The organism is Sphingorhabdus sp. EL138, assembly GCF_945882965.1.
GTDB lineage: Bacteria > Pseudomonadota > Alphaproteobacteria > Sphingomonadales > Sphingomonadaceae > Sphingorhabdus_B.
Window position 1 is genome coordinate 30,560 of record NZ_CAMCWY010000016.1, and the last position, 23,678, is coordinate 54,237.

17 protein-coding genes are annotated in these 23,678 nt (G+C 55.5%); 6 read left to right on the top strand and 11 right to left on the bottom strand.

Annotated features, from left to right (window positions below; translation table 11 throughout):
* Positions 1 to 68 precede the first annotated feature (68 nt).
* Positions 69 to 1,229 (bottom strand): endo-1,4-beta-xylanase, encoded by a 1,161-nt coding sequence (locus tag Q0N43_RS08290; RefSeq protein WP_295445203.1) that lies wholly within the window; start codon positions 1,227 to 1,229, stop codon positions 69 to 71.
* A 15-nt stretch (positions 1,230 to 1,244) separates the two neighbouring features.
* On the bottom strand, positions 1,245 to 3,626 hold the full coding sequence (locus Q0N43_RS08295) for a glycoside hydrolase family 3 N-terminal domain-containing protein (protein ID WP_295445206.1): 2,382 nt from the start codon (positions 3,624 to 3,626) through the stop codon (positions 1,245 to 1,247).
* Positions 3,627 to 3,765: 139 nt separating this feature from the next.
* Between Q0N43_RS08295 and Q0N43_RS08300 the strand changes: the two genes are divergently transcribed.
* The gene (locus tag Q0N43_RS08300; RefSeq protein WP_366845956.1) at positions 3,766 to 4,836 is read left to right on the top strand and encodes a LacI family DNA-binding transcriptional regulator; all 1,071 of its coding nucleotides are present in this window, start codon (positions 3,766 to 3,768) and stop codon (positions 4,834 to 4,836) included.
* On the opposite strand, the gene Q0N43_RS08305 is transcribed toward Q0N43_RS08300, so the two are convergent.
* The 5 genes from Q0N43_RS08305 to Q0N43_RS08325 are packed head-to-tail and all read right to left on the bottom strand — an operon-like array spanning position 4,828 to position 10,356.
* Complete coding sequence (locus Q0N43_RS08305; RefSeq protein ID WP_295445209.1) at positions 4,828 to 6,462, bottom strand: glycoside hydrolase family 43 protein; 1,635 nt, start codon at positions 6,460 to 6,462, stop codon at positions 4,828 to 4,830. The two genes, Q0N43_RS08300 and Q0N43_RS08305, sit on opposite strands and share 9 nt — an antisense overlap.
* Entirely contained in the window at positions 6,459 to 7,334 is an 876-nt protein-coding gene (locus Q0N43_RS08310; protein WP_295445212.1) for an aldose 1-epimerase, read from the bottom strand. The genes Q0N43_RS08305 and Q0N43_RS08310 overlap by 4 nt, the downstream gene beginning before the upstream one ends.
* Positions 7,334 to 8,464, bottom strand: a complete 1,131-nt coding sequence (locus tag Q0N43_RS08315; RefSeq protein WP_295445215.1) for a hypothetical protein — start codon at positions 8,462 to 8,464, stop codon at positions 7,334 to 7,336. Before Q0N43_RS08315 ends, Q0N43_RS08310 begins: the two co-directional genes overlap by 1 nt.
* Positions 8,465 to 8,479: 15 nt before the next feature.
* Positions 8,480 to 9,475, bottom strand: coding sequence for a glycoside hydrolase family 5 protein (locus tag Q0N43_RS08320; RefSeq protein ID WP_295445220.1), 996 nt, complete (start codon positions 9,473 to 9,475; stop codon positions 8,480 to 8,482).
* Positions 9,476 to 9,477: 2 nt separating this feature from the next.
* Positions 9,478 to 10,356, bottom strand: coding sequence for a TIM barrel protein (locus tag Q0N43_RS08325; RefSeq protein WP_295445222.1), 879 nt, complete (start codon positions 10,354 to 10,356; stop codon positions 9,478 to 9,480).
* Between the two features lie 102 nt (positions 10,357 to 10,458).
* Between Q0N43_RS08325 and Q0N43_RS08330 the strand changes: the two genes are divergently transcribed.
* Positions 10,459 to 12,957, top strand: coding sequence for an exo 1,3/1,4-beta-D-glucan glucohydrolase (locus Q0N43_RS08330; protein ID WP_295445224.1), 2,499 nt, complete (start codon positions 10,459 to 10,461; stop codon positions 12,955 to 12,957).
* A gap of 347 nt (positions 12,958 to 13,304) precedes the next feature.
* Here the strand turns inward: Q0N43_RS08330 and Q0N43_RS08335 are convergent, their stop codons facing one another.
* From Q0N43_RS08335 to Q0N43_RS08345, 3 genes are all read right to left on the bottom strand, one after another.
* Positions 13,305 to 14,300: a LacI family DNA-binding transcriptional regulator gene (locus Q0N43_RS08335; RefSeq protein ID WP_295445228.1), complete on the bottom strand. Its 996-nt coding sequence runs from the start codon at positions 14,298 to 14,300 to the stop codon at positions 13,305 to 13,307.
* A gap of 113 nt (positions 14,301 to 14,413) precedes the next feature.
* Positions 14,414 to 15,700, bottom strand: coding sequence for an MFS transporter (locus Q0N43_RS08340; protein WP_295445232.1), 1,287 nt, complete (start codon positions 15,698 to 15,700; stop codon positions 14,414 to 14,416).
* A gap of 28 nt (positions 15,701 to 15,728) precedes the next feature.
* A complete protein-coding gene (locus tag Q0N43_RS08345) occupies positions 15,729 to 16,535 on the bottom strand; it encodes a fumarylacetoacetate hydrolase family protein (protein ID WP_295445235.1) in 807 nt (268 codons plus the stop codon).
* Positions 16,536 to 16,651: 116 nt separating this feature from the next.
* Between Q0N43_RS08345 and Q0N43_RS08350 the strand changes: the two genes are divergently transcribed.
* The 4 genes from Q0N43_RS08350 to Q0N43_RS08365 all read left to right on the top strand — a co-directional run bounded on the left by Q0N43_RS08350 (position 16,652) and on the right by Q0N43_RS08365 (position 20,172).
* Positions 16,652 to 17,680 (top strand): LacI family DNA-binding transcriptional regulator, encoded by a 1,029-nt coding sequence (locus Q0N43_RS08350; protein ID WP_295445238.1) that lies wholly within the window; start codon positions 16,652 to 16,654, stop codon positions 17,678 to 17,680.
* 75 nt (positions 17,681 to 17,755) lie between these two features.
* Positions 17,756 to 18,394 (top strand): RpiB/LacA/LacB family sugar-phosphate isomerase, encoded by a 639-nt coding sequence (locus tag Q0N43_RS08355; protein WP_295445241.1) that lies wholly within the window; start codon positions 17,756 to 17,758, stop codon positions 18,392 to 18,394.
* A gap of 1 nt (position 18,395) precedes the next feature.
* Positions 18,396 to 19,151 (top strand): 2-dehydro-3-deoxy-D-gluconate 5-dehydrogenase KduD, encoded by a 756-nt coding sequence (gene kduD, locus Q0N43_RS08360; RefSeq protein ID WP_295445289.1) that lies wholly within the window; start codon positions 18,396 to 18,398, stop codon positions 19,149 to 19,151.
* 10 nt (positions 19,152 to 19,161) lie between these two features.
* Positions 19,162 to 20,172: a sugar kinase gene (locus tag Q0N43_RS08365; protein WP_295445244.1), complete on the top strand. Its 1,011-nt coding sequence runs from the start codon at positions 19,162 to 19,164 to the stop codon at positions 20,170 to 20,172.
* A 364-nt stretch (positions 20,173 to 20,536) separates the two neighbouring features.
* Here Q0N43_RS08365 and Q0N43_RS08370 read toward each other — a convergent pair whose 3' ends face one another.
* Entirely contained in the window at positions 20,537 to 23,323 is a 2,787-nt protein-coding gene (locus Q0N43_RS08370; protein ID WP_295445247.1) for a phosphoenolpyruvate carboxylase, read from the bottom strand.
* Positions 23,324 to 23,678: the final 355 nt, after the last annotated feature.

Sequence of the window (23,678 nt, forward strand, 5' to 3'; positions counted from 1 at the left end):
CCTTCCCCAATGGCCGTACTTAGGTCACTCCGCTATACTGCCGTTAGATAACGGCCGCGCCAGTTTATTTATCGTGCCGATGCCGTCTGAAGTGCCGCGGCCAGTTTCGAGTGCAGTGGTTTGGGTGCAAAATCGGCACTATAAGGGCAGGCACGTTTAGCAAGTCCATCAGTGCGGAGCGGTTTGAACTCCTGCAACCATGAATATGAATCACACATGCCCCATGCAAGCACATCCTTGAGTTGCGGATAGTCCAACATGACTTCGAAATAGGCTTTAGCGTAGTCCGCAACCGACCGGTCCCGCGCCGAAAAATCCCCGGGCAAAGCCTGATCGTTTACGTCGAATTCGGTGATCAATATATCGTAATTCATAGCCACCACCTCATCGAGAAATTTACGCCATTCCCGTTCCTGCCTCGGCCCAGTTCCTGTGGAGGGATCATATGTATCGATCCTGATATGCGATTGGATGCCTAGCGCATCGACTGGCACACCGCGCGCCCTGAACCCTTCGAGCAGCTTGAGCACGCCCGCTCGGTGTTTTTCATTGCCTGGTTCCCAACTCATGTAGTCATTGTAAACGAGCTGGGCATCTGGCAGTTGTGCGCGTGCGGTTTGGAAGGCGAGATCGACCAGCGTCTCGGTGCCGCCAATGGCCCGGGAAATTGCGGTTTGTGCCAGCGTTGAGTCTTCCATCACTGTCTCATTGACAACATCATAGCTCAAGATGCGGCCGCGATAACGGTCGGTGACTGTCGTAATGTGCGTGGTCAGCAAGCGTGCTGCTTCAGTTGCCGGGTTGGTACCAAAGTCATAGGCCTCCAACCAGCTCGGCTGCCATTGCGGACGATGCCACATTAATGTGTGACCGCGCGTTGCCATATTATTTTTCTCGGCAAAGGCCAGTATCTCGTCAAATGGCGCAAAGTTGAAAGACAATGGGTCGGGGCGTAACGACTGCCACTTCATTTCATTCTCGGCGACCAATATGCCGCAGTCGCGTTTCAGCAGCGACGCATAGCCTGTGTTTCGGAACGAGCCTGAACCGCTATGCCCCGCTCCAACCGCTGAGCCGAACCGCATACCTTTGGCCTTCGCAAGCTTATGTAGACTGTCGATTGTGGACGCAGCGCCAACAGAATTGACAGGCGAGCTGTAGTTTCCTGAGCAAGCCGTTGTCGCCAGCGCCAGCACCGCCGCCAGACCCTCACGCCGTGTCATTTCCATTTGGATTCTCCCCGATCAAGGCGTGACGGTAAGCGTCACCGTTTTTAAATTGGCAGAGTCTGGACCCGCCATAATGTCGAACTCGCCCGGCTCCACGACGCGCTCCATCTTGTTATTCCACATCTGGAAAGTTTCGGGCGTGAGCGTGAAAATGACATTTCTGCTCTCGCCAGCGGCCAAAGTTACCCGTTTGAATGCCTTCAAGTCTTTGACCGAACGTGTGACCGAGCTAACTTTGTCGCGGACATAGATTTGCACGGTTTCGTCACCTGCGCGGTCGCTGGTGTTCTTAACCGGAACAGTGACGGCGACGGTGCCGTTTGTGGCAATTGTCGCCGATGAAAGCGTCGGTGCGCTAAGCTCAAATGTTGAATAGCTCATGCCAAAACCGAACGGGTAAAGCGGAGCCTTTTCGTCAAACAGATAGCCGCGCCGTGCGGTTGGTTTATGGTTGTAATAGAATGGCAATTGCCCAGCGTTGCGCGGGAACGTGACGGGCAGTTTCCCCCCAGGATTGATGTCGCCGAACAGCACATCGGCTAATGCATTGCCGCCCTGCTCGCCCAGATACCAGCCTTCAATTATTGCATTGGCGTCAGTGGCAATCTTTACGATCGAAGGTGGCCGGCCATTTATAAGCACTACCGCAATTGGTTTGCCAGTCGCCTTCAGCGCATCGAACAATTCCTGTTGCTCGCCCACTAGATCAAGGCTGCTGCGGTCACCTAAATGGTTTTCTGCCCACCCCTCGCGGCTGGTCTGTTCGGTATCGCCCAGCGTTAGAATGATCTGGTCGGCATTCTTTGCGGTCTTAACTGCTTCGGCAATCAGCTTGCGGTTAGCTGCCGGATCGGCAAGCTTGACCTCATCACCCCACCAATCGTCATCTTCGGTGATCTTCACGCCTTGCGCAAAAACAACATTGGCGTGTGTGCCGGCCTTGGCCTTGATACCGTCTAGAATTGAGACGGTCACCGCCGGCTGGCCGTAATAGCCACCAAGCCGCGCCACGGCGGCACTTGGGCCGATTACTGCAATTGTTGCAGCCTTTGATGTTAGGCTCAAAGGCAGCATACCATCATTCTTGAGGAGCGTGATCGAACGCTGCGCCGCTTTCAATGCCAGCACCTTTGCCGCCGCGTTGTTGGTAATCTTGACCGCAGCATCGGCATCGGCATAGGGATTTTCAAACAGCCCGGCGCGGAACTTCATTGCCAGTATCCGGCCTACAGCCTGATTTATAGCCGCTTCGGAAACCTTTCCTTCGCGCACCGATGTAATCAATGTCGAGTAGGCTGCTCCTGTTGGCAAATCAGAATCCACGCCGGCCGCAAGCGCGAGTATCGCAGCCTCGGTTTTGTCCTTTGCAATGCTATGCCGACCGGCCAACTCATCAATCGCATAATAGTCACTGACCACGGCGCCTTTGAAACCCCATTCCCCGCGCAGTACATCGCCCAGCAGCCATTTGCTGGCATGGCTTGGGACGCCGTCGATTTCGTTATAGGAAGCCATAACCGCTTGAATGCCAGTACGCTTGACCACCTGCTCAAAAGGTGGGAAAAAATACTCGCGCAGCACGCGTTCGGAGATGGAAGCAGGGCCGATATTGGTTCCGCTTTCTGGCTGGCCGTGGCCCGTCAGGTGCTTCAGTGTTGCAAACACTTTGCCTGGAGCAAGCGTCGTGACCCTGCCAGTGCCTTGCAAGCCTTCGACGGCTGCTACGCCCAATTCGGCTGTGAGATAGGGGTCTTCGCCAAAAGTTTCCTCGATCCGGCCCCAGCGTGGGTCGCGGGCAATATCGACCACCGGTGACAATGCGAGGCTAACGCCGCGAGCGCGGATTTCGCGGCCAATGACGACGTTGATCTCTCGTATCAAGCCGGGGTCCCACGACGAAGCGAGGGCAATAGCCTGCGGGAAGCTCGTAGCGTCTAGTGCTGCGTATCCGTGCAAGCCTTCTTCGTGCATCAATATAGGAATGCCCAGTCGGGTTTGCGTCATCGCATGCTTTTGCAGCGCATTCACAAGGCGCACGGTGCCACGTACATCACGCCCCTTGACCTTGCGGGGTGACACTGGACCTGATGCGTCAGACGGACGAGCAAATTGGCCGATGCCATAGGGGAATTTGGCTGACATTTTCACAGCGTCAAACTCGCCTTTGGCATCGAAGACTTCGGCCTTTGCATCCCAAACAGTCATGGTTTGGGCGACTTTTTCTTCCAATGTCATTTTCGCCAGCAGGTCATTTACTCGCGCGTCGACCGGCGCTTTGGCGTCTTTGTAAAGCGCTTCCGCTTCAACGGCCTCTGTGGCAGAAGCACGCTCGGGGTAGATTGCGGTTGCCGCGATCTCAGCGGTACATAGCAATAATGCGGCGGCACCAGATTTCATCGTCGCTGTCTTCCCTGGCGCTTGAAATGATAACGCTACCATGAAACAAGTCGAAGGCGTCGTCAATCTCTGACATTGTGTTCACATCGCACTTAAAAAGTATTGCGGAGCTTGGCTTTATAGCGTTAGAGTTTTCACAGTGAAAATAGGCGACGACATAAATCAGAAATCACAACGTGGGCATCAAGGGGGTGCCACGATAGCCGATGTCGCTCGCGAATCCGGGTTCTCGCCTATGACTGTATCGCGGGTCATCAATGGTGAGAAAAATGTTAAGGATTCAACCCGCGAAGCAGTTCTTGCCGCCCTGAAAAAATTGCAATATTCTCCTAACCTTGCAGCCAGATCGCTTGCTGGAGCTGAACCCATCCGGATTGTGATGCTCTACGGAAACCCAAGCGTCGCCTATCTCAGCCGCTTGCTCGTCGGCACTTTGGAGCAAGCCAGAAAAAGCCACGTCCAGTTGATCATTGAGCAATGCGATAGCGAGAAGGGCATCCGCGACGTTTTCAATGACCTTGTCGAAGGCGCCGTTGACGGTATTATCTTGTCCGCCCCGCTGTCCGACTCGGCGACCGTTCAGGAATTGCTGGAAAAAACGGACATTCCATGCGTCGCGGTCAACAGCTGGTCCCCGCTCGGTAAAATGTCGGTGGTCCATATCGACGATGTTGAAGCAGCTGCCACGATGACGCGGCACCTTACGTCGCTGGGGCATAAACGCATCGGCTTTGTTAAAGGGAACCCCGAACATAACGCCAGCCTGCAGCGCCTGAAAGGCTTCGAAGTGGCGATGGCAGAGGCAGGATTGCCCGTTGACCCCGCATTGGTGGTCGATGGCCTGTTTACATACCGGTCCGGTTTGCAAGCAGCTGAGCAACTGCTAGATCTTCCTGATCCGCCGTCAGCCATTTTTGCGAGTAATGACGACATGGCAGCGGCCGTCATAACGGTTGCTCATCGGCGGCATTTGGATGTTCCACGAGACCTGACGGTTTGTGGATTTGATGACACCGACTTTGCATTGTCGATTTGGCCGGAACTCACCACGATACATCAGCCGATTGCTGAGATGTCGCGGGCAGCAGTAGAAATACTGGTTGAACGTATTCGCGAAAAGCGGTCAGGACGGACACCAAAACGCGAGCAGAGGTTGCTCGATTTCACGTTCGTTCGGCGTGAATCGGATGGTGCACCACCTTCAAAGTGATGGTGGGCCAGCATAAGGCCCGATAATTGTTCCGGTGAATAGCAATCCGTTGAACTCAGTCGCAAGAACACGCCCATCGGCGTCGGCAAGCAAAGTCTGCCATTCGCCGTCATTGACGGAATAGGTAAAGTCATAAGCGGCGCCTTTGGCCGTGATGCGCAGCCGAAGACTTGTCCCGCCCTCGAACGATGTCTCAGCAAGAACGCGGTCCTTTCCCGCATCGTGATGGCCGCTGCGGACTGCAATGATTAATCGCGTGCCGTCTAATCCAAAGAAATATTTGTGCTGTTCATCGGCAATGGCAGCCAAGCCTGCGCGCTCGCCATCCTTGAGCAATCTCGAACGTAACCCCGTTTCAATTGTCGCATAAGCATGCCGTTGGCGCCGTCCGACAAAAGACGGTTTGCCGTCGGCGCCTATCGTCAAGGCACCTGGCGTTGAACTCAGGTCGATCCATTCGTCGGTCGGACCGCGCCGCATAAGCCAATCATGGCCAAGCGATTTACCGGTAAATTCGTCGCGCCATTGCGACCAATTTGAATTCTTGGGCGCCGCTCCTAACTTAGGTCGCCGTGTGACGTGGGGCACCGCCTGGCCTTGGGCTAATATCACCGGCCACTCGCCGCTCCAATCGACCGGTAGCAGGAAGGTTTCGCGCCCCAAATTGGTAAGCCAACCTTCATATGGCCGGTTGCCGAGGAATACAGACCACCACTCACCGTTTGGCAGTTGCACAAAGTCAGCGTGGCCGGTTGCTGTAACAGGGAATGGTCGTTTGGGGTCAAGGTCGCGCTGAGTTAGGATTGGGTTGTTCGGTCCCGCCACATATGGTCCGGTTACCGATTTGCTGCGGAACACCGTCTGTGAATGTTCGCCCGAAGTCCCGCCTTCCGCCGCGATCAGGTAATACCAGCCACCTTTCTTGATGATGTGGGGCCCTTCGGTCCAAATCGGCTTTTCCCAGGGAGATACACCCTTATCGACGATGACGCGGCGTGGCGCGATAAGCCGCTTCGCCAGGAGGTCATATTCTTGGATCCATAAGGCCCGGTGGCCTTCATAGTCTGGGGCGCTCTCGGGCGGACCGTTGTAAGTAATCCATACCCGGCCATCGCCGTCAAAAAAGATGTCCGGGTCGATGCCATCAATCTCCTTGAGCCAGACCGGGTCGGACCAGGGCCCTTTTGGATCTCGCGCGGTGATGATGAAATTGGATCCGCAATCGATGCAGGTGTTGATGATATAGAAAAGCCCCATGTGCCAGCGGATTGTCGGCGCAAACAAACCCCGATTTATGCCAACGCTTTCGATGTCAAACATGCCAGGCCGGTTAATTGCATTGCCGATCTGCTGCCAAGTGACGAGATCGCGGCTATGGTAGATTGGCAGACCAGGAAACCAGCCGAACGTTGAATTGACCAGATAATAGTCTTCGCCGACGCGGACGAGGCTGGGGTCGGGATGGAATCCAGGTATAATTGGATTGCGGTAATCCCCGGATGTGACGGGAATGGCGTCCTCGACTGGATCTCGGCCCTGATAGGACACATAGTCGAACATGGCTTGCGCGTGTCCGCGGGACGCAACTAGCAGCGCCGCTAAGCCGACTATCGAACGTTTAATCATGCGTTGACTGCCTTCAAGAGGATGGTCGCTGTGAAGTATTCACCAGGCGCCACGATCGGCATTGTGGGTAGTTCTCCGGGTAGATTGAGTGCGTTGTTGACATGCGGCACAGGCTCGAAACAAAAGGCACTACCGTCCTTTGGCACATAGACGACTGCTGCTTCCATATCTGCTGTGATCTCGAGTGCGAGCTGTCGTCCCGTCCAATGAATGCGGGTTTTGCCATCCCAACCGGCATAGCAATGGTCGATACTGCGCCCCGCAACTTTGCTGTCAGTGCTGAAATCGAACTCGCCATTGGGTGTTATGGCCTCGTATGGCATGGCGTCTTCGCCCGACATAAGCACGCGTGCGGCGGTGAAAGTTACGTGTGCGCCATCCATATCAAAATAGGGATGATGGCCAAATGCGAGCGGGGCAGGTTCATCCGATAGATTGATTGCGATAAGTTTCAATTCCAACATACCGGCACTTAGCGTGAATCTCTGTGTAGCTTCAAAAGGCCAAGGCCAGCGGGCGTCCGCATCGTGTTGCAGCTCGAGCACGCAATATGCATCGCTTCGCTCGGCTATCGTCCAAGCTTGTTTCCACCCCGTGCCATGGATCGCATGCGGTTCAGGCGCGAAATTGGGGGTTATTTGGATTTCGCGCCCTTTCCAAATAAACTGCGCATTGCCGATCCGGTTCGAGAACGGCACGAGCGGAAACGAGGCCATTGCAAGTGGATCGCCCGATGCGATGGCGTCGGCATCTGCGCGCCTTAACATTTCTTGTTCACCGACTGACCAGCCGATGATGCTCCCCCCGAGAGCAGGGCAAATGGCGGAGATATTGTCGCCGCAGACGATGCTGACTAGTTCAGGCAGAACCATTATTGGTTGCTGCTAGGTGTCAGCTTCGATGTGTTAATGACAAACACTTGGCCGACTTCGATCGCCTGCGCTGCTGCACCGAAATACAATGCTAGTACACCCTTGCCCGCGTCAATTGCCGTTTTTGCCTGGGTCTTGACTTGTAGCAGTCGCCAAGTAGGCCCCAGCGTCAGGACATTTTCGCCAAAACCAGGGTAGGGCGGATCATTCGCCTGCACCCGGATGCCGAGTTTGCTCGTGCCATCGGGTGAGCCACCAGGCGCGGTGCGGGCGAGTATACCGATCAGTATGACGTCGCCTTCGGCAATTGAATCGGTAATCGGAACGATCGCGCCAATCTCAAAAGCATTTGCGGCAGCTGCGGCGGTCCGAACTAGCAACGCAGTGCCGCCGGTTCCTGGAATGTTAGGTGACGGAACCGTCTGATGCGTTGCGCCCGGACCGTAGACCGCCCAATCCTTGTCCGCTGGGTTGCTGATCAATTTACCTTTGCCTTGCAGTTGAGGCAAGATGTCGGTGGTCGCCGATTGTTCTGTCTTGCCCGACTTGGTTGTGAGGGACGTTGTGCCGGATGCAACAATCGTCTGGCCAATTTCGATCACCTGTTTGGCTCCCGACAATTGGAAACCAACAGCTGCCTGACCCCTGGGAATGCTAATGTTGGCCTTCGCTGCGACCTGATAAAGCTTCCAGTCTTTTTCGATCAATATCGTGGTGTCGCCAAAGCCGGAATAAGGCGGGACATTTTGATTGAAACGCACGCCTATCCGGCCTCTGCCGTCGCTCGTTTCGGCAGAAACTGTCCGAGCATAAAATGCGACAACGACGTCGGTGCCGGACTTTATTCCCGCAGTTATTGGTGCGTTGGCGCCCGCTTCAAACAAAGTTGCTCCAGCCTTTGCAATCGTGATCTGCGTTGCGGCTTTGCCGCCCGGAATGTTCTCACCCTTTACCGGCTTGCTGGTTTGGTCTGCGCCAAATATCTGCCAGTCGAGCCGCGTTGGGTCGTTGATGAGTGTTCCTGGAAGCGCGTCATCTAGTGCCTGCAATTCCGCCGTTGGTTGATCGGCCAAAACCGGGGCAGAAACCGAAACGACTGCCGCGACGGCCCAAAGTGCAAATTTATGCATCTCGAACACTTTCCTTTACTCCTTCAACCCCATCGCATCGCGCATTCCGGGCACCCATGCCTTCTTTTCCTGATCCCACAACGGGAAGGTGTTGGTATATGCCCATGCGCACATTCCGATGCCTATCTGGTCGAACGCGACGCGTATCGTTTTCTGATAATTCACACGATCTTCAATAGACACTGTGCTGTAGGCGCCGAATTCGCCCATGAAAGGCGTCTTGCCAGTGCGCGCTACGTAATCGCGGACTTTCTGCAGATCATTTTGCAGCAGTTTCTGGTCTTCAGGCCCACCATATTTGCGACCCAGGGGTGGCGAAGGGTCGACCCAGGTTGCGCCCTGATGCGTGAAATTGAAAGGGTCATAGTAATGGAAGGTCGGCACGATGTTGGGATCATCGGGCAGCTTCAATGTCTTGAGCGAATTGACCCCGCTCCAGAACTCGCCGCCGATGATAACAGGCCGGGTTGGATTGCTCTTGCGGATTTCGGCGAGCGCCGGGTTGAGCACTTTCAGTAGGTTGCTGTCGTTGAACTTGTCATGCGGTTCGTTTTCGATTTCGAACCACAAATTGGACTCAGGTTGGTCGGCGAACGCGGTAGCTATTTGGGTCCACATGCCTGCAAGCTTTGCAATATTGGCGTCGCTTGGGTCTTTGTGGATTTCTTCGAAATGATGGCTGTTGAGAATGACGTTAAGTCCAACTTTACGGGCGTCATCGACAACTGTCTTCACCCGGGCCATGAACGCTGGATCAATTGAATACGGCGCAGTATCGCTCGCCCGTGTTGACCAGCGCACTGGCAGCCTAATCGTATTAAATCCGGCGTCGGCTATCCGCTTGAAATCGGCTGCATCGATCTTCTTTCCGCCCCATGCTCCTTCGGTCGGTGTTTCTAGGCTGTTGCCCATATTTACGCAGCGGCCAATGGGAAGGCTATCGGTTTTGGCGAGTGCTGGAGCCGCGACGCCCGATATTAATAGGGCTGCGAGAATATATTTTGGCTTCATGGTCAGGGCTTCCTTTCGATTGATTGAATGTATTCTATACCAAGGCGCAACGTCTCAAATGGCTCGCTCGCCTCGTCGCGCTCGACAAATTTGTGGAGAAAATCTCGCTTTCCGGCCGAGGCAAAAATGGAAGGAAAATCGATCCGGCCATCGCCAACATCCGCCATGTCTGTGCTCGTTCTTTGCATGTCTTTTAAATGCGCCAGAGGAAAGCGGCCGGGATGCTGGCGAAGCAACGCGATAGGATCGCCGCCGCCTTTGACTGTCCAGTAAATATCCATTTCGAAATTCACGAATCTGGGGTCGAGCTGTTCAAGCAGTAAATCGATTGGTCGTACGCCGCCGATTGCTCGATACTCGAAATCATGTGCATGGAAGAGTAATACAACGTCTTCGGCCGCGGCAGTCTCGCCAACTTTGTTTAGCTGCGCAACCCACCAGCGCCATTGCTCAATCGTTTGACGTTCTTCGCGCGGTAGCCATGCCAGCACCAGATATTTTGCCCCCAAAGACTTTGCATCTCGGATCGCCATTTCTGGGTCATCACGCAACTGTCGCCAATCAGCATGCGTTGCGACAGCGTCCAATTGATATCGGTCCAGCAACGCGCGAACCTCGCTCGGGTCGTGGCCATAAAGTCCGGCAAACTCAACTTCGCGATATCCGATTTGCGCAATACGGCATAAGCTGCCCTCGAAATCCTGCTCCATCGCAACGCGGATAGTATAGAGTTGCGCGCCGTAGGGCTTCCCCAGCGGGGCATCGGGTGTCCGGCAGTCCAAAGCGGTGTTCTTATCGCTGGCCTGAACTACGCCCAAAGGAATGGCGGATACCAAAAGGCAGGCGGAAAAATGTAAGCCAGTCCGGACAAGCAGCGACATCCAACCCTCCTTCGGAATCAATTTGAACCCTACAACATGCGCTAGCGTCTTGACGCGCCCCTCAATTATGATAGCGCTACCACAATAACGAGGAGAGATTCAATGCGTAAATTTGTGGTGGCAGCATTGCTGTGTACGGCAGCATTTTCAGTAGCTGCGAACGGCAAAAGTGAACGTTCACGAAGTGGTGCGGCCAATCCCGCAATCTGGCCGGGGGTAAAAAATCCGGTTGCAGTGGACCCTGTTATCGAAGCGCGAATCACTGACTTTTTGCGCCGAATGTCGCTTGAGCAAAAAGTAGGGCAAGTGATTCAGGCCGACCTTGGCAGCGTTACGCCGGAGGATGTTTATAAATACCATCTCGGTTCGGTATTGAATGGCGGCAATAGTGCGCCGGGTGGTAAACAATGGGCGCCCGCTGCTGAATGGCTTGCCGATGCCGACCGCTTTTACGATGCCTCTGTCAGGCCGCACGGCGATCTGCCGATCATCCCGATTACGTGGGGGAGCGATGCCGTACACGGGCACAACAATGTCACCGGCGCCACACTGTTTCCGCATAACATTGGCCTTGGCGCGATGCGTAATCCAGAATTGATGCGCAAAATCGGTGCAGCAACGGCAATCGAGATGCGGGTGACTGGCCTCGATTGGACCTTCGCGCCTACACTAGCTGTAGCGCGCGATGATCGGTGGGGGCGGACCTACGAAAGCTATTCCGAGAATCCCGAAGTCGTTGCAGCATATGCAGGCCCCTTAGTTGAAGGTTTGCAAGGCAGAGTTGGATCTACAGACTGGCTGAGAGGAACGCATATTGTCGCTACCGCTAAGCATTTTGTAGGTGACGGCGGAACTGACGGCGGCAAAGATCAGGGCGACAATGTTTCTAGCGAAGAGGATCTTCGCGACATTCAGGCCGCGGGATATCGACCCGCTATCGAGGCTGGTATCCAATCGGTCATGGCAAGCTACAACAGCTGGCATGGCGAGAAAATGCACGGCAACAAGTCGCTCTTGACAGATATATTGCGCGGACGGATGAACTTTACCGGCTATACTGTCGGCGACTGGAACGGCCACGGCCAAGTTGCGGGTTGCAAAGCCACCAGCTGTGCCGCTGCCTTCAATGCCGGGCTCGACCTCTTCATGGCGCCCGACAGCTGGAAAGGGCTCTATGAGAATACCCTTGCGCAAGTAAAGGACGGCACCATTTCGGTAGTCCGTCTCGATGAAGCCGTCGCGCGTATCCTGCGGGTAAAATTGCGTGCCGGTCTATTTGAATCCGGTCGGCCCTCTTCACGCCCGCTGGCTGGAGATTTTCGTAAAATAGGGTCGCCGGAGCACCGAGCAATTGCCCGACAGGCGGTGAGAGAATCGCTTGTATTATTGAAGAACGAGGGAACTGTGCTGCCTTTGAAGGCTGGCCAAAGGTTACTAATCGCAGGCGATGGCGCAACCAGTTATATGAAACAATCAGGCGGCTGGACCCTGTCGTGGCAGGGTACGGGGTTGGCTGATTCCGAATTTCCAGGTGCGACAACGATTGGCAATGCGCTGTTCGAAGCAGCTGGGGGGAATGCTGTAATCACCAGAGACGGCAAATACGTCCAAAAGCCAGATGTTGCGGTGGTAGTGTTTGGCGAAGATCCCTATGCCGAATTTCAGGGTGATGTCCCCGACCTGATCTTCCGCGATAAATCTGACAATCTCGCCTTACTCAAAAAATATAAAGCAGAAGGGATAAAGACCGTGTCGGTATTTCTGTCGGGCAGACCGATGTGGGTCAATAGCCATCTAAATGCGTCTGACGCATTTGTAGCGGCATGGCTGCCGGGTTCCGAAGGCGGAGGTGTTGCCGATCTTTTGTTCGGTAAAGCTGATTTCAAAGGAAAGTTGCCTTTCAGTTGGCCGAAACTAGCGACGCAATATGTGCTGAATATAGGCGATACAGATTACGACCCGCTTTTCACTTATGGCTATGGGCTGAGTTATGCGCGACCAGGCAAGGTCGGCGTGCTGAGCGAAGAAAGCGGACTGCCACCGGGATCCGACCTCCCCGTCGGAACATGGTTCGACCGCGGCAAAACCGGACAGTCGCTCGATTTCTACCTGACATCGAGTGGCGGTCTAGAAAAGCTCCGCACTGGAATTGGCACAAACAGTGACTTGGTGCGCGCCTTTTCAGTCGATCGTAACCGTCAGGAAGATGCGCGACGATTCATTTGGCTCGGCGGTGGCAATGCTACCGTCGCCTTGGCCGCAAACGTGCCGCTCGATTTGAGCCGCGAGACCAACGGCGCGGTGGCGGTCGAAATCGATTATCGCTTAGATGCGCTAGGGGTGGGGGCTGTAAAACTGCTTGCTTTTAACGAAGGTCTGAAGCCTGCAGGCACGGGGCTGGATGTAACGGCCCTGTTTAAAGCTGCAAAAGGCAAAGGCTGGCAGACGATGTCGGTTCCGCTGTCCTGTTTCGCCAAGGCTGGTCTCGACATGACAAAGGCACAGGTGCCGGTAAGCATAAACACATCCGTCAATCTTGATCTTTCAATCTCTAGGATTGCCTTAGGTACGTCGGCTGCGGGAATGGTCACCTGTCCATGAAATTTTCCGCCGACATGGCAGAAATCGGGGATATTTAGGAACTGACGGCAACGGGCTTTCTAGACAGCGTGGCTTCATCGAGATGACGCGTTAGATTTGTGCCCTGACCTGTGGCAAAGCCGGTGAGACTTAGAACCCACGGGTTCGGGTAGAGGCGAAGCGCGGACGCCTTCATGGCCGCTAATCCCAATGGGAACTAACACCATACCCGTTTTACCTGGCGTGCATTCTGACCAACACCAAACTCCATTATAAGCCATCACTGGCTGGAAAAACTCTGGGTCATCCGGCACGGCAAGAGCTCGGGCAGTGTCGCGCGAGATGCTGGTCCATTGATGCCCGACTGATCAGCGCGCGGCGGTAGACTCCCGCACTATAAGCTCATGCGGCAACAGTCTTTGTTCAATTTTGTCGGGCAATTGGAATAACAGGTCCGCCGCGGCATACCCTAATGCCTGCACCGGTTGGCGAATGGTCGTGAGCGGTGGCCAGACGACCTGCGCAAGATCGGTATCGTCAAAGCCTGCAACCGAAAGCTGTGCAGGGATAGATACACTCAACCGGTGCGCCGCCGCCAAAACGCCCGCGGCCATATCATCATTGCTGGCAAATATAGCAGTCGGCGGATCTTCGAGGGCGAGCAAATCAGTAGCGGCCGCAGAACCCGATTCAAAATCGAATTGACCCGGGCGAACGAGAGTTGCGTCATAGTCTAACCCAGCTTTATAAAGCGCTTTGCGGTATCCTGCCTTCCGCTGGCCGCTTGCGGCATAGCGAGTATCTCCCTCGATAAAGCCGATCCGGCGATGGCCAAGGCTGACCAGATAAGTTGTCATATCTTCCGCCGCTTGCACATTATCGATAAAGGCCGCAGCCACGGCACCATCCAGCGTTGCGGGTGACAAGGTAACAAAGGAAATTTCCCGCCTTGCGAGTTCGGCACGGATTGCCGGATTATCGGTAAAGGGTGGTGTCAGGATGATGCCATCCAGCATTGTTTGATCAATCAGCCCGCACAGCTCCTTGAGCAACGTCGCGGACCCCGCATCCGAGGGTTGGGAAATCATCCGGCACCCCCCCTCTATGCATCGCCCCTTGACGCCTGCCTGCACGTTTTGTGCATTATAGGGACTGGGATTATCATATATGAGCGCTATTTGAAAAGAACGGCGCCCGGCCAGTGCCCGCGCCGCGAAATTGGGATGATAGCCTAGCTTCGCTGCGGCCGCCTCAACCCGTGCGCGTGTCTCCTTCGCGACATATTTTTCCTTGTTAAGCACTCGCGAAACGGTCTTGATCGACACGCCTGCTGCTTCAGAAACGTCACGAATTTTTATGCTCATGCGCTGCCTTCATATGCAGCGCATTCAGCGATGTTGCTCCCCGCCTCTAGGCCGACCAAGGCGATGGTAACGGCGCCGTTAGGATGGGCAAGGAGCGATGCCGCAGCCATGGATTAGATCGTTTCGACCCGCGCGAGCTTTGGCGAGAGCAGGTGGATGGCGAGCACAGCAATGAAATAGGTCACAGTGCAGGCGGAAAAGATCAGCGTATAATTGCCGCCGGTCGCATCAAGCACTAGCCCTGTCGACTTGGCCATGATCATCCCGCCAACGCCACCACAAAAGCCACCAAGGCCAATAACAGACGCAACCGCCCGCTTTGGGAACATATCGGGTGGGATCGAAAGCAGGTTGGATGAAAAGGCCTGATGTCCGGCGAGTGCAATGCCGATGAGTGCAACGGCCAGCCACATATTCTCCAGCCCCGACACAAACAGCAATGGCAGTACGCCCAGTCCGGCGATGATCGCCGTCGTCTTGCGCGCGAAATTGACGCTTTTACCGCGCTGGATTAGCTTGGAGGACAGCCAGCCTCCTGCAATGCTGCCGACATCGGAAATAAGGTAAATGATGATCATCGGCAGTAGCACGACTTTCAGATCGACATTATAGGTCGATGCAAAATACTTCGGCAGCCAGAATAGCATCAGGAACCAGACCGGATCAGTCAAAAATTTGGCTGTGGCAAATGCCCAGGCTTCGCGGGTTGAAACAACTTTTACCCATCCGATCTTTTCGACTGCTTCGGGGGGATCATGTTCGATCCACGCCAGTTCCGCTTCGCTGACCTTGCCGCTTTCGCGCGGGTTGCTGTAGAGCCAAAGCCACAGTATGAGCAGCAGCGCGCCAAACAGGCCGGTGACGAAAAATGTCTCCCGCCAATTGAAGCCGAATGTTACCGTGAACAACGCAACCGTCGGTGCGGTCAGGATCACGCCGATTGTTGTGGCGCTGTTGACCCAGCCGATAGCATAGGCGCGTTCCTTTTGCGGAAACCATTCGCTGCTGGCGCGGACGACCGAAGGAAAATGCCCAGCTTCGCCTACACCAAGCATCACCCGTGCGGCCATGAACGAGGCGACCGAGCCTGCAAAACCATGGGCGACATGGCCGATGGTCCAGATGCAGATCGCGATCGTATAGCCGATTTTTGGTCCAAACTTGTCAATCAGCCAGCCCATGAGAAGGAAACCGCACGCATAAGCCGCCTGAAACGCGGTGACAATGTTGCCATAGTCATTTTCGTTCCAGCTGAGTTCCTTGCCCAAATCCGGCGCGAGCAGGCCGAGCATGGTCCGATCAATATAGTTGACGGTGGTAGCTGCGAACAGCAGTGCGACAATCGCCCAGCGATAGCGGCCTGTTTTGGGGACGGCGCTTGCCGTTTCACGCGCTGCCATTTTCGCCCTCCTCGTTCAGCACGACCGTTCAGGCCGTCGCATATTTTATCGTGCATTCTATCCGGCCAAAATTGTCAAAGTGCACTTCAAAATGCTGGCCATCGGTGATTTCATGTACGCCGGATACCGCTCCCGTTGAAACCAGCATGCCCGGCGTAATCGTAATCCCCCGGGCGATCAAATTTTCGAGCAGAAACTGCACCGAGCCCAACGGCCCATCGGGAAAGGCGCTGGCCTGTCCCTGGCCGACCGATTGCCCGTCGATTTGTGCTTCGACCAACCAGCTTTCTAACCCACTTTCGCGCCAATCGGGAATTTCTTCACCAATGATCAGGCCATTATTGTCGCCGAAATCTGAAATGGTAACGAGTGGACCGAGCGAGTTGATCCCGGGAAATGGCGAGCTAGCGACTTCAATGCCGATAAACACCGAATCGATCAGGTCAGCCGCTTCGGTCAAGGAGAAGCTGGTTTTGCCGGCTTCTGGGGTGCGGCCAATGCGGAATAGAAACTCTGCCTCTACCGCGCCAAAGCCATCGCGAAAGATATTGCCGGTGACCGGGCTGTCAGCAACGCCGTTTTTCACATGGCTGGCAAAGATCGGCCCTGCGAGGCGGTTCACGCTCAGCCGCTCGAGCCAAGGGGTGTTGATCCGTCCGACCTTCCAGCCAACAGGCGCTCCACCGCGCAATGCGATGGCGGCGTCTTGAATGGCGTAAGCCTGTTCCAGATCGCTCGGCAGCTTACCGGGATAGGAAGAAAATCCGCGCGCCTTTTGGCGAGCCGCAACAAATACCTCGGCAATACTTTGTGCATCGGCAAAAGTCGTTAACACACATTCTCCCCTTCATCATGCGGTGGGGTTCTGGTATGGGATACCGGTGTCATTTGCAAGAATGCTAGGGTGCTGGACGTAAAATTATCGCTATGCACCCCGAAAATAGGGGGTTAATGCGAGCCACGATGAAGCCGACAATCAACGATATTGCCCGCTTGGCCGGTGTTTCGAAGAAGACGGTAAGCCGCGTGATCAATGATTCGCCGCTGCTGACTGAAGAGACGCGGGATAAGGTCAAGCTGGTGATTGCTGAGCATGACTATGTCCCAAATCCGCAGGCACGGGCGTTGGCACTGGGGCGTAATTTCCTGATCGCGTTGCTCCACGACAACCCCAATGCGCAGATGATCCTCAACATGCAGCAGGGCATATTGGAAGGATTGCGCGACACTGAATTCGCAATGGTGGTGCAACCTGTTAACCGCAGCTCGCCGACACTGATCGAGGATATGCGGGAGTTTATCGTACGGCAGCGGCTCTATGGCATAGTCATTTTGCCGCCGATTTCTGAGAATGATGCGGTTGCCAAAATGTGCCAGGAGGCTGGATGTCGCTATGTCCGCATGGGATCGGCAGTGCTTGATGATAGGGCGCATATGGTGGCATCGAACGACCGAGACGCCGTGCGCGACGCGACGGAATATCTTATAGAGCAAGGGCATAGTCGCATAGCGATTGTAACTGGGCCGCAAGGATTCCGTTCAGCTGCGGAAAGGCTCGCGGGTTTTGAGGAAGCGCTGGCTGAGGCTAAAATCAAACTGCCACGCAGCTTTCGCGCACAGGGGGAATATACGTTCGATTCCGGTCTGGCAGCAACCGAGAAGCTGCTTGATCTGTCGCCGCGCCCGACCGCGATCTTTGCGTCGAACGATGAAATGGCGGCGGCGGTGCTCTATGCTGCGCGTCTGCGGGGCCTCAAGGTGCCGGAAGAATTGTCGATCATTGGCTTCGACGATACACCGATTGCTTCGCGCGTCTGGCCTCCGCTCACCACTGTGCGCTGGCCGATCGTCGCGATGGGCCGGTCCGCCGCGCACAAGTTGATTGCCGGTGCCATTGCAGAGGTGGATACCGAAAATGAGCCATCGGAATTCCTTTCCACACTCATTCGACGCGGGTCTGTTGCCCCACCCAAGCAATGAGCCTTGCATCGCGTAATGACACCGGTTACCTAGATCAATGATTTTTGAGCTTCAAACATTCATCGAGAGGTATTTATGAAGGTCGCACTGATCATTGAAAACAGCCAGGCTGCCAAAAACGACATCATCCATGACGCATTGAAAGCGGTTGCCGAGCCGCTCGGCCATCAAGTTTCCAACTATGGCATGTATTCGACGGAAGATGTCGCTTCGCTTACTTATGTTATGAACGGTTTGCTGGCCGGCATCTTGCTCAATTCAAAGGCGGCGGATTTCGTGGTGACGGGTTGTGGCACCGGTATGGGTTCAATGCTCGCTTGCAACGCGATGCCGGGCGTATTTTGCGGCCTCGTCGTAGACCCTATCGATGCATTTCTTTTTAACCAAATCAACGACGGCAATGCAATGTCGATGCCCTATGCCAAGGGCTTTGGTTGGGCGGCAGAGCTCAACCTGCAGGATTGTTACCGCAAAATTTTCGAAAATGAGGGTGGTGCGGGCTATCCCAAGGAACGGGCGCACTTTATGGCCGCCAACCGCAGCATCCTGAAGGATGTGAAGGCCGCGTCGTGCCGCGATATGCTGACCGTGATCAAGACAGTGGATCAGGATTTGCTGAAGGCCGCGGTTGCGGGCGAACATTTCGCCGAGTATTTCTATGCAAATTGTCAGGACGATGAGATCGCAGCCTATCTGCGGGGCGTCACGGGTTGATATGGCGATATCCTTTGATCTGACAGGTAAGGCGGCGCTCGTTACAGGCGCGAATACCGGCATCGGGCAGGCGATAGCGTTGGCGCTGTCCGAAGCCGGTGCGGACGTTGCGGTTGCGGGACGGAGCGAGCCAAGCGAGACGCTTGCCGCCATCGCCGCGACCGGGCGTAAAGCTTTGAACATCAAGGCTGATCTGGGTTCGACCGAGCCGGTACAACGTTTAGTGGATGAGGCGCTCGCAGGACTGCGGCGGATAGATATTCTCGTCAATAATGCCGGGATCATCCGCCGCGACGATTTGCTCGATTTCAGCGAGGCAGATTGGGATGCGGTGATTGATACCAATCTGAAGGTGCTATTTTTCCTGAGCCAAGCAGCAGCGCGGCATATGGCAGAGCGTGGCTCTGGTAAGATCATCAACATTGCCTCTTTGCTTACGTTTCAGGGCGGCATTCGCGTGCCAAGTTATGCGGCGGCGAAATCGGGCGTGGGTGGGGTGACCAAGGCGATGGCCAATGAACTCGCGCCCAAAGGCGTGCAGGTCAACGCGATTGCGCCGGGCTATATCAGCACTAACAACACCGCCGCTTTACAAAGCGATGAAACGCGCAACCGGCAGATATTGGAACGCATCCCGTCCGGACGCTGGGGCAAACCAGAGGATATTGCTGGGGCGGCTGTGTTCCTTGCCGCGCCCGCATCAGACTATGTGACAGGGCAAATCTTGGCAGTCGACGGCGGCTGGCTGGCGCGCTAGCCTTAGCCCGATGACCAAGCCCATTGTCTTTTTCGGTGAACTGCTGATCCGCCTGTCTGCACCCAGCAATGAATTGCTGATGCAGTCGTCCAGCCTGAACCTGCATGTCGGTGGGGCGGAGGCCAATGTCGCCATCGGGCTTGCCAATCTAGGCTATGAATGCCGGATGGTGAGTGTCGTTCCAGACAATGCGCTGGGTCGCGGAGCGGTGTCAGCGGTGCTGAAGCATGGGGTGGACTGTTCGGGCGTTGCCAAGGTTTCGGGGCGGATGGGGCTCTATTTCCTTGCAGTTGGTGCCGGGTTGCGCGCGTCTGAGATTGTGTATGACCGCGCGGGCTCGAGCTTTGCGCAGGCACGTGCAGATGATTTTGATTGGGATACACATTTGGCCGGTGCTGGGTTGCTGCATTTGTCGGGCATTACGCCAGCACTCGGGATGCAATCGTCCGAGGCTGCTCTGGCGGCGGCGCAGGCGGCGAAGCGGTTGGGCGTGCCAATCAGTTTTGATGGCAATTACCGTGCTATGCTGTGGGAAGCATGGGATAGCGATCCACGCGCGGTGCTGTCCAAACTCATTGGCATGACAGACATACTTTTCGGCAATCATAGTGATTTGTCGCTCGTGCTGGGCAAGAATTTCTTGGGCGAAGGCGCAGAGCGGCGGCGCGAGGCGGCGGAGGCTGGCCTTGCGGCCTTCCCTGGTTTGAAACTCATCGCTTCCACCGCGCGGCGTACTGTGAGCGCAGACTATCACCGCATTGCGGCGCGAGTTGACCTGCGTGATAGCGGGCATCAGACTGACGAGATCGACGTTAGCGGCATTGTCGACCGGATCGGCGCAGGCGATGCCTTTGCGGCGGGCGTGCTTCACGCGCATCTAGGAGGCGGCGATGCCAAGGCGATGGCGCAGACGGGCCTCGCGCTCGCCTGTCTCAAACATTCGCTCCCGGGGGATGCGAGCCTTTTCCAGCAAGTCGATATCGACGCCTTCAACAAAGGCGGGTTAGATGTCCGGCGCTAACATTTGTGAGTGGCGGTCCGCCGGAGCGGCAGGCTTCGGCATTTCTTCAGCGTTATATAAAGCAGGGGGCAGCGCTGAGACTGTTTCAGCAAAAGCGGACGCATTCTGCGCTTTGCTAAAATGCAATCAGTCTAATCTTGAGTTGCTTCCAAATGGCTGAGCTTTGACAAACTAGAGCTGCTTTGGGCAGCAAGCGATTGCCATTCTTTCGGCGCGACTGAGTGTAGGATCTCGATGATTAGTCGATCGGTGAGCTGGGATACCTGTTTTAAGTCTTTGTGAAATGGCGCATTGCTCAAACTAGCCCGGCGCGCTCATTCTCCCAAACGGTTTTTGCTCTGACAACGCCTTCATTCGTGATCTGCTACCCATGTGCGCCAAAATGATTGGCGATAGCTGCCCCGATGCGCAAAACTAGCGCATAGGCATGTTCTATGGGAGCGATGTAAAGCGTTTCTATCTCCGCATAGGCTTGGGTTTCGCCATCGGGATAATCAGTGGGCGCTAAGACTTGGTAATCGGCAACGTCAGGCAAGGAAACCGGAAAGGCTCGGCGCAGTTGAGTGAGGGCATCCTCAATTCTGAGCGTGAAGACCATTTCCAGCACGTCGTCCCGACTAATATCATTGGAGCGTGCAAAGGCTGGAAGCTGCACGGCCTTTAAAAACATATGCTGGAGGAGTGCCAGGCGCAACGCGTGGAGTGCGCCAAGCGAGCGGCGCAGATCTTCCCTGTCAGATGGCGGCGTCGCTTCCTGCGGAATGTGATCAAGCAGGCGATGGAGATGTAGCCCATCCACGCGAAGGCGGGACGCGAGCCTTCGAAACACACCCGCCCTGTCATCCTTCGTGAGGTGCTCCGCCAGCGCAAGGCAGGCGTTAGCGAGATGGTTTTCCGTTCCCCGATAGGGACGGCTTGCCCAATAGGCAGAGTTGAACAACTCTCCATAGGCGGCGACCGATTTGATGCTGGCCAACCGATCCGCCGCGCGGATCATACGAACAAGAGACTGGCCGCGCCGTGAGGCGGTAAGGACCTCTGCCACGCTCTCCAAATCCTCACTGGCCGCCGATCCGACACCTGCAAGGATATTCACGGGATAGCCGAGCTGCTGAAGGATTGCGTTGTGGGGAATTGCGCGGATCTGCCGCAGGTTCATATCCCAGTCCGCCGTTAGGTCTGACTGCCTACGCGACCTTCGAGAGCCCGTTTCATTGAGCAGACCAAGGCCAAAGGCCGTAACGGCTCTGGGATAGGTTTTGGAACCGAGATGCTCCCGCTGCACACGTCGGATACCGCGATAGAAATCGAGACTAATGTCAGTGCGCGTATAAAACGGGTCATTCTCGGAGCAGGGCGCGGCGATTTCAACCTCGGCAATGCGGGCAAGTGTTGCCAAGGCCAGGGCGTCGTTGCGGAAGAAGAGATAGCCATCACCGCCCTGAAAGCTAGCTTCGAGTTCCAACCTTATGCCGCTTTGGGAAAATTGGGCCCGTGCCCAGCTGCTCATGGGATAATGCAACCGATCTTCAATTGAGGTCGGGTGCGCCCCTCTGCCCATGGACTCGCCATGCGTATTAAAGATCAGCGCCGAGACGTCTGTCAGGCCATGCCGCGCCATTATGCGCGCTAGGCTGCCGTGCAGCCGCTCAATGGCAAGGGCGGCGGGAAGCTGTCCCACAAACCGGCCCGCGTCGGAAAAGCCAGTCTGTATTGAGACGCGTCCGCGCACCCGAGCATAGGCTTGGTACATCGGCTCACGAAGCAGGGCCTCAAGAAACCGCGCCCCATGCTCCATCGCTGTCTCTGTTTCAAATAGGGGCGAGACATCGACTTTCCCGTCAATGCCGAAGAGCTTTGCAAAATACAGTGCCGAAAGAACCGTCTGCGGCTGCTCACATTCGGCAATGAGCATACGGATGGGCGTATCGGAATCCACATGATGCAGAATTTGCGCCATCGCGATGAACTGCCGAACCGCCGTTGTGCTCTCGCTTGCCAGCGCGGCGAAGTTGGACCGCAATGGCCGCACATCTGAAAGCAATTCTCGAAGCCGCTTGAGTGCCGTGCGACTTCCAAGGTCTAGGGTGTTGTCCGGGTCGATCCGGCGCCGAATGGCATTGTGCAATTGTGATGCGTTGACCCGAAAATGGACCCACCCCATACCCAGCCCATCGCTCTGCATAGCAGAAGCGAGCGTTATTAGAGCCTTTGCCTGATTCGGGCTCTCGCAGTTTTTTGCCTCCGCTCTCAGTGCATCAATAATAGGGGCAAGCGACAAAAGCTTTGCGGGATGATCTGCTGTCAAGTGATTGGCCGCGGCAGAGACAGCCTCAGGCTCTGACACATCTCCTGCGAACAACGAGGCCATCTGCTGGCTGTGCTCTTCTGCCGCCCGGAGCTGACCGATCAGGGGGTGCTTCGGGGCGGCTGCCTCCAGCATATGTGCATAGAGGCCTAAGCGCTGGGCTTTTTCAGCGAGCCGATATCTTAAACTTGTTGCCCAACCAATATCGGTGCGGCCATCCATATCATAGCCGACCCAAGTCGCGAGCCGATACGGCTGAGGCAATAAGTTCCTCCACAAGTCCGGCCAACGACTTGCCGCTGCCTCCAGTGTCGTGTTAACGAGACGGTTGCGCGCGCCCTGTGCGCGTTGCATGGCGGCCATTGCTTCTTCATGCTCCCAGTCGAGCGTGACGGCCCGCCGAGGTGTTTCCTCGCATATATCCACTGTGCCGTCTGACATGTTGCTAGCCGCCTGAGCAACGGCGTCGCTCTGTGCGCCAGAGAGTAAAAAAGTCGGATGCGCGGTGAAGACAATGTGAAGCAGTGGGCGCTCGACACGATCGGCAAAACGATCAAAATCACCCTCTGCCTGGTTCCATATCGCTCGCCATCTGAGGAGATTATCTGCATCCTCCACAGGGCTCAACAGCTGCTGCAGCCGACGTGACCGGCTGTTCAGCGCTTCGTGATAGAAATCGCTGACTAGCGACCCAATATCCCCCAATGTCAGCGCGCCATTCTCAAGCTCCCGAGAAATGTCATGGCCCAATTGGAATACGGGGTTGAAGAGCGGCGTCTCTGCGGTCTGCTGATGCAGATACTGGAGCCGGGCGCGTAGGTCACTTATCGTGCTCAATTCCATGTTGCCACTACTTCCCAACACTGCTTTCCGACCTAACGTTGGTAAGCTTTTCCGTCTGTTAATCAATGGCTGTGCATACCAATTCAGAGCCACAGACGTCAGGCGAGCTGCTGCGGGTCAGTAACTAGAATTCAGACGCTAGCGTTGCCATTTTGGTAAGCATGAATTGTCTGAACTTCGAAAAGGATGGCAGCGCCACTTCGGCTCGCCTCAAAAAAATCGAACAGCGGATCAATGCGCCGAGTAATGGCCTGACAACGGTGTGATATCGAAAGCCCGCTCCGACGCAGCACTCCTTATTAGCGTTAGAACCCATATAGACGCGACTTCAATATTCAGTTCATAGAAAGGCGGC